At 49.3% G+C, this 1,669-nt stretch carries 2 protein-coding genes and 1 pseudogene; 1 reads left to right on the top strand and 2 read right to left on the bottom strand.

The window, feature by feature from the left end:
• A pseudogene (locus tag NTH01S_RS11940) lies at positions 1 to 226 on the top strand (IS3-like element ISMamg1 family transposase); the annotation flags it as partial.
• A gap of 56 nt (positions 227 to 282) precedes the next feature.
• Here the strand turns inward: NTH01S_RS11940 and NTH01S_RS11395 are convergent.
• Complete coding sequence (locus NTH01S_RS11395; RefSeq protein ID WP_068173768.1) at positions 283 to 999, bottom strand: IS6 family transposase; 717 nt, start codon at positions 997 to 999, stop codon at positions 283 to 285.
• A gap of 10 nt (positions 1,000 to 1,009) precedes the next feature.
• A partial coding sequence (locus NTH01S_RS11400; protein ID WP_157070975.1) for a replication initiator protein A occupies positions 1,010 to 1,669 on the bottom strand: 660 nt, incomplete at its 5' end.

Here is a 1,669-nt window from a genome sequence, read left to right on the forward strand (position 1 = left end):
GGCACGTCAAAATCGTTGGAAAAAAGTGGTGACGCCTGCTGCGAAGCGGCAGGCTGTTGATCTTATACGTGATGTGTTCAGTGTGAGTGAACGTCATGCCTGCCGCGTTGTCGGTGTTGCGCGTCGCATCATTCGGTATGTTTCTGTGCGCCCAGAGGATACGGCTTTACGACAACGCTTGCGGGAATTGGCGGCAGAACGCCGTCGCTTGGGTTATCGTCGTTTAGGGTGCCCTGTTGCAAAATTAGGGTGAAGACGCAGATATTCCAGTTGATTGATGTTTCAGACGTTGTAAATTCCGAACTGCCTTTCGACCAGACGCACTTCTCCCATGATGCCGTCTTGGAACTGGAAGAATTTGGCCTGTCCCTTTTTTAGTGCGCGCATAACCTCAAAACCTTTGATCGTGGCATAGGCGGTTTTGAGGCTTTTGAAGCCACGAACCGGCTTGATCAGTTGTTTCAGCTTGCCGTGATCGGCCTCAATCACGTTGTTCAGATACTTCACCTGGCGGTGTTCCACCGTATCCGGTAGTTTGCCGTCCGTCTGGAGTTCTCTGATCGCAATGCCATAGGTCGGGGCTTTGTCCGTGTTGATCGTCTCAGGCTTCTCCCACTCCTTCAGACCACTTACCACTTTACCCAGAAAACGTTTGGCAGCCTTGGCGTTTCGGGTCGGCGAGAGGTAGAAATCGATCGTATCCCCGTCCTTATCGACCGCCCGATAGAGATACGCCCATTTCCCTTTGACCTTGATATAGGTCTCATCAACCCGCCAACTTCGGGAAAAGCCTGGGCGTTTCCAATACCAGCGCAGGCGCTTTTCCATCTCAGGCGCATAGCGCTGAACCCAGCGGTAGATCGTCGAGTGATTAACGCTGACACCGCGTTCACAGAGCATCGTTTCAAGGTCGCGATAGCTGATCCCGTAACGGCAGTACCAGCGCACCGCCCAGAGGATCACCTCACCCTGGAAATGCCGCCCCTTGAAATCGCTCATACGCTATGCCCTACGTCAAAATCACCATCAGTTTCAAATACAAGAAAAAACTTTGCAACAGGGCCATTTTCTGCACCAGTCTACGAAATTCTTTCATCGTCGATGTCGAACCGCATTTTTCTTGCAAACGCTCAAGGCCAATCTTCCAAGAAGGTTTCATGCCACAGTGCTTACGACCCAGTTCATAAATTCGACGCTCAAGAGGCTTACGCAGACGAAAATAATCCCTGTGTAAAGTAAGCACTTCTTTGTGACGGATAGCATTGAATACCCAGTCTGAAAGCTTGATTTCAACTTCTTGCATGCGTCCTGCACGCGTATTCCGAACGATTTCAAAGCTTTCAATAATCCCGAAACCACGAGTAACCTCTTGATCGCCAGTGATAATATTTGTTGTGATTATAGTACCTCGTAGACGGGTTAATGCTGAAACCAAACCGTCATAAGCTTGACCATTCGTCATTCTGTTCGTCGCTTTGAGCATGTCATACGCTTTAAAGCGTACAATCTGACTGACGGACTTCTTGTTATTCAGTGCCGCCATAAGATGCGAAATACAAAAGATCAAAACGTCACGGTCATGGACCGTTGCGAGCCCTTTAACGGAAGGTATAATTTCAACAAAATTATCACCATTCTCATAGCGGCGGACACGACGATCAGTGACGTG

It is taken from the genome of Neokomagataea thailandica NBRC 106555, assembly GCF_001598495.1.
GTDB classification, from domain to species: Bacteria; Pseudomonadota; Alphaproteobacteria; order Acetobacterales; family Acetobacteraceae; genus Gluconobacter; species Gluconobacter thailandicus_A.